This is a genomic window from Rhodoplanes elegans, assembly GCF_016653355.1.
Classification (GTDB): Bacteria; Pseudomonadota; Alphaproteobacteria; order Rhizobiales; family Xanthobacteraceae; genus Rhodoplanes; species Rhodoplanes elegans.
Map to the genome: position 1 here is coordinate 24,524 of NZ_NHSK01000178.1, position 8,092 is coordinate 32,615.

Genomic DNA, 8,092 nt, shown 5'->3' on the forward strand with positions numbered 1-8,092 from the left:
CAGCATTCACACCGCGCCGCTCGCGAGCCCGCGGCGCGGTGTGGGTTCGTTTCGCCCCAGCAGATGCAGGCCGACAGTGCGGAGACTCACGCCCCCTTGTCGCGCTGCCCGGCCAGCAGCGCGGCGAGGTCGACCTTCGGATAGACGATCTTGCTGTAGGAGCCGCGCAGCTCCGGCGCCAGCGTCGCGTCGATGATGGTCTTGGCGATCACGCCGGTGCGGTCGGCGGCCGGATGCAGCTCGTTGCCGAGCGTGCCCGGGATCGTCACCTGGTCGCGCTCCCAGCGCACCCGCGTCGACAGCGCCCAGAACAGCTCGGTCGGGTCGAAGATGTCGACGTCGGTATCGACCACCACCACGGTGTTGATGTTGACGTGGGCGTTGAGCGCCGCGATGCCGACCGTGCGGGCCTCGCCGGGCCGCGGCTCCTCCATGGCGACGACGGCCAGGAATCCCGACGCGAAGGGCGGCAGCCAGGCGTCGCGCACCCGCGGCGAGGCCTGCCGGCACAGACGCTTCAGCTTGGGCTCGCGCGTCACCGCGGTGCCGAGCAGCAGATGCTCGAACGAGGCACCGGCCGTGGTCTGGAAAATCGGGTCGCGGCGATGCGTGATCGCCTTCACGCGCCCGACCGGTTGCGGATGCACGCCGGAGTAATGGCCCGTGTACTCGGCCATCGGGCCTTCCGCCTCGCGCTCGCCGGCGACGATCTCGCATTCGAGCACGATCTCGGCGGTCGCCGGCACCAGCACGTCGCAGGTTCTTGCGCGCACGACGGGGGTCGGCGCACCGCGCAGAGACCCTGCGATCTCGTACTCGTCGCCGTCGTAGCGATAGGCGGCGGCGATCATCAGGGCCGGATCGACACCGATGGCGACGCAGAACGGCAGGTTCTCGCCGCGCTTTTCGGCGGCCTCGAAGAACTCGAGCAGATGCCGCCAGGTGTTGAGATTGACGCCGATGCGGTCGCGGCCCTTCACCTGCAGCCGCACATAGGAGAGGTTGTGGCGGCCGCCGCCCGGCGCGCGGGCGATGACGACGCCGGCGTTGATGTAGGGACCGCCGTCCTTCGGCGCGTGAGTCGGCACCGGGAGCGTGCCGAGATCGACCGCGGTCTCGACCACCTCCTGGCACGGCGCCGACCCGGCGATCTCTTTCGGCGGTATCGGCGCCTGCGTCGCCGCCTCCATCACGTCGCCGAGATCGTCACGGGCGCAGCCGACCGCGAGCGCGATGCGCTCGTGCGATCCGAGCGCGCTGCCGAGCACCGGCACGGACGAGCCGCCCACCCGGTGGAAGTAGGCCGCCTTCCCGTCCTGCTCGCAGGCGCGCAGCACCGCACCGAGTTCGTGCTCCAAATCGACCGGCGCGGTGATGTCGCACAACAGGCCCTTCTGCCGGAGTGCCGCCATGAAGCTGCGGAGATCGTCGATGCGGCCCGTCATCGGTCCTCGAAGCGGCAGGAGCTGCGTTGCAGTGCGGCCGGATCTTAGGCGGGCGGAACCGGCGGCGTCAAACGCCCGCGCGGCGGTGGGTGACACAGACCGAAACAGGAGCATGGCGACCCGCCCGCGGTCCCGCGACTGCTGATTCTGGCCCGCCATTTGCTAAACTCCGGGCGACAGGCGGCGCCGTGGAGAGTGGACCCGTGGCCGCGAGGAGGACGACGTGATGAGACGGTTGGATCGACGTGCGTGGATCGTGGCCGCGCTGAGCGCGACCGTTCTGACCGGCAGCTTCGGCGCCGCCGCGGCGCAGAGCAGCGGCAGCGACGGCAGCCCCGACAAGGTCGTGATCAGATTCACCTGGAAGCTGAAGGGCGAGTACGCGCCGCTCTTCGTCGCCCTCGACAAGGGCTACTACAAGGCCGAAGGCATCGACGTCACGCTCGCCGAGGGGTCCGGCGCCCAGACCGTCCTGAAGGTGGTCGCGACCGGACAGGAGCCGTTCGCCTACGGGCCGGCCGTCAACGCCGTGCAGGCGGTCGGCCAGGATCTGCCGGTGAAGCTCGTCGCGCTCTACCAGGCGTCGACCCCGATGGGCGTCATCTCGTTTCCCGACATGCCGCTGAAGACGCCGAAGGACATGGAGGGCAAGTCGATCGCCATCTCGTCGGGCGAGACCTTCTCGGACATGATCCGGCCGTTCCTCAAGGTCAACGGCGTCGATATCGAGAAGGTCAACCGCGTCCAGATGGACAACTCGGCGCGCGCCTCCCAGTTCATGGCGCGCCGCGTCGACCTGATGTCGGTGTTCCTCACCAACGACCTGCCCAAGATGGAGCACGTCGCGAAGACGAAGTTCAACGTGCTCGAGGTCGCGGATTTCGGTCTCGCGGTGCCGGGCGCGGCCCTGATCGTCAACACGGCCTGGGCCGAGAAGAATCCGGCGCTCGTGACGAAGGTGCTGCGCGCCACCGCCAAGGGCTACGCCGACGCGATGGCCGATCCGGTCGCGGCCGCGCAGATCTTCCAGAAATACCTCACCATCAAGGAGGACCCCGGCGTGCTGGAGCGCCAGGTCCGGGCCACGATGAGGTCGACCAACGCACCGGCCGGCAAGCCGATCGGCTGGCAGGACGACGCCACCTGGATCAAGTGCCTCGACCTGCTGACCGAGACCGGCACCGTGAAGGTGCGCAAGGAGCCGGGCGCCTACTACACGAACGCTTATCTGGAGTGATCAGTCGGTGGTGAGGGCCTGCGCCGGGCGGCTGACAAAGACGCAGTGCGCAAGGACGCCCCCCTCCCGTTCCCTCCCCCACAAGGGGGAGAGAACGCAGGAGCCGCGAGCCTTTTCAAACCTGCTCGGCGCAGCTCGGCTCTGTCGTCTGCCGCGATGTCGCCTCGAACCGCAGCCTGCTCCCTCCCCCCTTGTGGGGGAGGGTTGGGGAGGGGGGTAGGCCCAGCGCACGAGAGTTTCCGTCGCTCCGTGACGTTATCAGACGCGCACTACCGCCTCGTTTTCTCCTCCAGCCCCGACAACTCCTGGATCAGCGCGCCGACGGCCCCCCAGTCGAGGTCGGCACGGCCTGTTTGGACCAGCGCCTTCAGGAGCTGGTGGATGCCGGCGGAGACCGGCGCGTAGACGCCGGTGCGGGTCATCGCCGCGACCGCGATGCGCAGATCCTTCTCCATCAGGCGGGCCCGGAAGCCGGGCGTGAAATCGCGCGCGATCAGCCGCGCCGCATGCCGCTCCAGCACGGTGCTGTTCGCGGCGCCGCCGCGCAGTGCCTCGCGCACGCGGCGCGGATCGACGCCCATGGCGAGCGCCAGCGCCACCGCTTCGCTCGCGCCCAGCATGTTGGCGACGACGCAGATCTGATTGCACGCCTTCGCCACCTGGCCGGCCCCAGTGTCGCCGATGTGGACGATCGTCGTCGCGATCGCCTCCAGGCACGGCCGCACGCGGTCCAGAACATCGGCGGCCCCACCGACCATGCAGGAGAGCGTGCCGTCGGCCGCGCCCTTCTGCCCGCCCGACACCGGACAGTCCAGCATGGCGATGCCGCGCGCCGCGAGCTTTTCCGCGAAGTCGCGGGTCGCGACCGGATCGATGGTCGAGGTGTCGATCACCACCGCGCCGGGTGCCAGCGCGGCGGCGATCCCGCCGGCACCGAACAGCACGGCGGCGACGTCCTCGGTCGCCGGCAGGCAGAGGAACACGACGTCCCGCCCGCGCGCTGCCTCGGCAGCCGACGCGGCGAGCCGCGCCCCGAGGGAGGTCACGGGCGCCGCCTTGGCGGCGGTGCGGCTGAACACGGCGAGATCGAAGCCCTTGCGGGCGAGGTTGGCGGCCATGCCGCCGCCCATCACGCCGAGCCCGACGAAGGCGATCTTGAGTGACTCCATTCTCGTGCTCTCCGCGACGTTGGACAGCGCCGGTCATCCCGGGGCGCGGACCTCGAGGTCCGCGAGCCCGGGATCCATACGCCCGGCGATAGTGGCTCACGATCGACCGGGGCTATGGGCCCCGGGCTCGGCGCTGGCGCGCCGCCCCGGGACGACGCCGTGCGGCGAGTGCGCGCCTGACCTGTCGTGTGCGGCTCACTCCTTGCGCAACGACTGGACCTGGCTCGACGTGTCGGCCATCGCCTTCATGAAGGCGGCCGCGTCGAGATAGCCGAGCTCGACGTTCATCTTCCTGGCGAGCTCGGCCATGCGGTCGCTCTTCATCACCCGGTCGAACGTCTCGCGATGCCAGCGGATGATCGGCTCGGGCGTGCGCGACGAGATCAGCAGGCCCTTCATGTTGTCCATGCTCATCGCGAAGCCGAGCTCGGAGACGCCCTTGACGTCCGGGAGGATGGCGCTGCGATCCGAGAAGGTCGCGAGGATCCAGGCGTTGCCGGCCTCAGCCTGCGCCTTCGCCTCGGCCGGAATGACGAGCGTCATGTCGATGTTGCCGCTGAGCACGTCCTTGAAGGCGTCGGCGCCGCCCCGGTACGGAACATGGTTGAGCTTGATGTCGGCCGCCTTCTCGAACGCCTCGAAGCCGGCATGCAGGATGCCGCCGACGCCGGAGGAGCCATAGGAGATCTTGCCCGGATTGGCCTTCGCCGCCTTCACCAGCGCATCCAGGCTGTCGTAGGGGCCCTTGCGGCTGGTCACCAGCACCATGTGCTCGCGGTTGACGCGGCCGATCGCGGCGAAGTCGGCGAGCTTGTAGTTGAGCTTGGTGTAGTGCGGCAGCGTCGTGCTCTCGCTGCCGCCGCCGAGCAGCAACGTGTAGCCGTCCGGCTCGAGATGGGCGACCACGTCGGCCGCGATGGCGCCGGCGCCGCCGGGCCGGTTGACCACCACGAACTTGACCGGCGAGATCTCGTCGGCCGCCGCCGCATAGAGCCGGGCGATCACGTCGGTGCCGCCGCCGGCCTGGAAGCCGACGAAGATCTGGACGATGCGATTGGGCTGCCACGCCGGCGCGGCCGCCTGGGCCGCGGCCGACGCGACGCCCTGCGCGAGAGCGCCCGGCAGCGCCGCCGTCCCGAGGGTGGCGGCGAGGAAGCGACGTCGGTCGATCATTGTTCTCTCTCCCACGATGACGGTGTTCTGTGTTGTTCGGGGGCTCCGTCCGGCCCGATGAACGGGCCCGCTCAGGGTTCGGCAGCGACCTTTCCGCTGCGCCCGACCGCGGCCGGCGCCGGCCAGGCGACGCCGCGCTCGCGGCCGATCGCGGAGAGCTCCTCGATCAGGGCGGGCGGCAGCACGATGCCTTCGGCGCGTCGCGCCGTGGCGAGCCGGTGCTCGTGCTCCCCGGCGTAGAGGATCTCGGAAAAGCCGTCGGCCCTGGGCTCCGCCTTGAGCAGCGCGATGTAGTCGGCGAGCCGTTCGGTGAACATCGCGAGCGGCAGGAAGCGGCGGACATCGAGGACGAAGAAGAAGTGGCCGACGTTCTGCGGCGCATGCCAGTCGTCGTACATGTTGCGGATGTGCGGGCCGTAGCCGGCCCCGGTGAGCACACCGGAGAGGATGTCGATGCCCATCGACAGGCCCGAGCCCTTCGCCCCGCCGACCGGCAGCACGGCGCCGTCGAGCGCCGCGCTCGCATCGGTGGTCGGGCGGCCGGCCTTGTCGATCGCCCAGCCGAGCGGGATCGTGTCGCCCTTCTTGGCGGCCGAGAGGATCTTTCCGCGCGCGACGTGGCTGGTCGCCATGTCGAGCAGGAACGGCGCGCCCTCGCGGGTCGGGAACGCGATCGCCAGCGGGTTGGTGCCGATGAAGGGACGCAGGCCGCCGGTCGGCGGCATGGTCTGCGATGCGTTCGACATCACGATCGCGGCGTAGCCCATCGCGGTCGCCTGCTCGGCGAAATAGGCGGCGGTGCCGAAGTGATTGGAGGCGCGCACGCCGACGCAGGCGACGCCGTGCCGGCCGGCGCGATCGAGCGCCACCTCGAGCGCCTTCTGGCCCACATAGGCGCCGAAGTTGTTGCCGCCGTCGATCCGCACCGTCGGCCCGTCGTCGCGCTCGACGCGGGGCTCGGCGGCGACGTCGATCATCTTGCCGGCGACGCGCTTCAGATAGATCGGCAGGCGCAGCACGCCGTGCGAATCGACGCCGCGCAGATCGGCGCAGACGAGCGAGTCGGCGACGATCGTCGCGACGCGCGCCGGCACGCCGGCTGCCGCGAAGACGGCGGCGCAGAAGGCGCCGAGGTCCTCGGCCCGGACCGCGCCGCTCACGGCTTGTATCCCCGCGCCGCGAGCGTCGCGTCGACCCAGCTGCGGTCGACGGTCCCGTCGGCGATCGAGGCGAGGATCACCGTCTCGCGCTCCATCTGCGCGCGGCAGAGCGTGGCGATCTCGGCGGCGCCGTCGCGCGGGATCGCGAGCACGCCGTCGGCGTCGCCGATCACGATGTCGCCCGGCCGCACCGGCATGCCGCCGATCGAGACGAGGCCATTGATCTCGCCGGGGCCGTCCTTGTAGGGCCCGCGATGCGTGACGCCGCGCGCGTACACGGCGAAGGGCCGGGTCGCCATGCTGTCGGTGTCGCGCACCGCGCCGTCGATCACGAAGCCGGCGATGCCCTTCTTCGCCGCGAGCGTCGTCATGATCTCGCCGATGATCGCATTGGTGAGGTCGCCGCCGGCGTCGACGACGATCACGTCGCCGGGCTCCGCGAGATCGATCGCCTTGTGGACCATCAGATTGTCGCCCGGCCGGGTGCGCACGGTGAGCGCCGTGCCGAGGAGCGGCGTGCCGTCGTGATACGGCCGCAGCCCGGTGCCGCCCGCGAACAGGCGGGCCATGTTGTCGCTGGCGATCGGGGTCGGGACGCCGCGGAACGCCGCGAGCAGGGCGGGATCGATGGCGGGGGCGCGGGGAGCGATGCTGAAGCCGATGGGCATGGGACCTGTTCCGGACTCGTTGGTGCCCGAACGCTAGGCGGCGCTTGAAGAGACGTCCAATAACTTGCTAGGCTTCGATTGATACGGAATATGTATTTTTTGTCATTCCGGGGCGCCGCGCAGCGGCGAGCCCGGAATCCATACTCCCGGCGGCATTTGATCATGCGAGACAGGGGTTATGGGTTCCGGGCTCCGCCCTTCGGGCGGCCCCGGAACGACGGAGCGAACTGATGGACCTCCTCCGCCTCAAGAGCTTCCTGGTGCTCGCCGAATGCCTGCATTTCGGCCGGGCAGCGGCGCGGCTCGGCATCGCGCAGCCGCATCTCAGCCGGCGCATCCGCGAGCTCGAGGCGGAAATCGGCGTGTCGCTGTTCACCCGCACGCAGCGCCGGGTGGAGCCGACCGCCGCCGGCATCACGCTGCGGCTGCGGGCGACCCGCATCCTCGAGGAGGTGGAGCGGGCCAAGATGGAGGCGCGCCAGATCGGCACCGGCGCGGCCGGGCGGCTGCGCATCGGCTTCATCCACTCCTCGACCTACGGCATGCTGCCGGCGATCATCCGCTCGTTCCGGGCCAAGCGTCCCGCGGTCGTGCTCGATCTCGTCGAGATGACCATGGTGGAGCAGATTCGCGCGCTGCGCTCCGGCGACATCGACATCGGCCTGTTGCGCTCGCTGCCGGACTGCCCCGACATCGCCTTCGAGACCGTGATGCGCGAGCCGTTCCGGCTCGCCGTGCCATCCGACCACGGCTTCGCGCGCCGCAAGGCGGTGGCGATGCGCGATCTCTCCGGCGAGCCGCTGGTGCTGTTCCCCCGCGAGACGAGCCCGCTGTTCCACGCGCGCATCACGGCGGCCTGCGAGCGCGCCGCCGTGACGCCCGTGATCGTCCAGGAGGCGACGCAGATCCACACCGTGATGGGCCTCGTCGCGGCCGGCATCGGGCTCGCGCTGGTGCCGGCCTCGGCGGAGCGGCTGCCCCGCGCCGGCGCCGTGCTGATCGATCTCGTCGATCCGCCGGAGCCCGCCGACGTCAGCGTGGCTTGGCCGAACGGACGCATGCCGCTGCTGGTGCCACCGTTCCTCGCCGCGGCCCTCGAGGCGGCCGAGGGGTTGGCGGAAGGCTCGCCCGGCAAGTCACGACCGAGATCGACGGGCCGAGCGAAGTCGACATCCTCGGTGTCGCCGTGATCAGCGCGGGTCGACGACAACGAGGTCCGAGCAAGAACCGCCCCCCACCC

The 8,092-nt window shown here is 70.4% G+C and carries 7 protein-coding genes; 2 read left to right on the forward strand and 5 right to left on the reverse strand.

Features of this window, described 5'->3' with window-relative positions; translation table 11 throughout:
• Nucleotides 1–86: 86 nt before the first annotated feature.
• Nucleotides 87–1,445, reverse strand: a complete 1,359-nt coding sequence (locus CCR97_RS21980) for a UbiD family decarboxylase (RefSeq protein WP_111358967.1) — start codon at nt 1,443–1,445, stop codon at nt 87–89.
• Nucleotides 1,446–1,671: 226 nt separating this feature from the next.
• On the opposite strand from CCR97_RS21980, the gene CCR97_RS21985 reads away from it, so the two are divergent.
• Nucleotides 1,672–2,682, forward strand: a complete 1,011-nt coding sequence (locus CCR97_RS21985) for an ABC transporter substrate-binding protein (RefSeq protein ID WP_111358966.1) — start codon at nt 1,672–1,674, stop codon at nt 2,680–2,682.
• Nucleotides 2,683–2,951: 269 nt separating this feature from the next.
• Here the strand turns inward: CCR97_RS21985 and CCR97_RS21990 are convergent, their stop codons facing one another.
• From CCR97_RS21990 to CCR97_RS22005, 4 genes are all read right to left on the reverse strand, one after another.
• Nucleotides 2,952–3,851, reverse strand: coding sequence for an NAD(P)-dependent oxidoreductase (locus tag CCR97_RS21990; RefSeq protein WP_111358965.1), 900 nt, complete (start codon nt 3,849–3,851; stop codon nt 2,952–2,954).
• 195 nt (nt 3,852–4,046) lie between these two features.
• Nucleotides 4,047–5,024, reverse strand: a complete 978-nt coding sequence (locus CCR97_RS21995) for a tripartite tricarboxylate transporter substrate binding protein (protein WP_111359876.1) — start codon at nt 5,022–5,024, stop codon at nt 4,047–4,049.
• 71 nt (nt 5,025–5,095) lie between these two features.
• A complete protein-coding gene (locus CCR97_RS22000) occupies nt 5,096–6,184 on the reverse strand; it encodes an Ldh family oxidoreductase (RefSeq protein ID WP_111359877.1) in 1,089 nt (362 codons plus the stop codon).
• A complete protein-coding gene (locus tag CCR97_RS22005; protein WP_111359878.1) occupies nt 6,181–6,852 on the reverse strand; it encodes an RraA family protein in 672 nt (223 codons plus the stop codon). The genes CCR97_RS22000 and CCR97_RS22005 overlap by 4 nt, the downstream gene beginning before the upstream one ends.
• Nucleotides 6,853–7,082: 230 nt before the next feature.
• Here CCR97_RS22005 and CCR97_RS22010 point away from each other — a divergent pair, with 230 nt between their 5' ends.
• On the forward strand, nt 7,083–8,042 hold the full coding sequence (locus CCR97_RS22010; protein WP_111359879.1) for a LysR family transcriptional regulator: 960 nt from the start codon (nt 7,083–7,085) through the stop codon (nt 8,040–8,042).
• Nucleotides 8,043–8,092 lie beyond the last annotated feature (50 nt).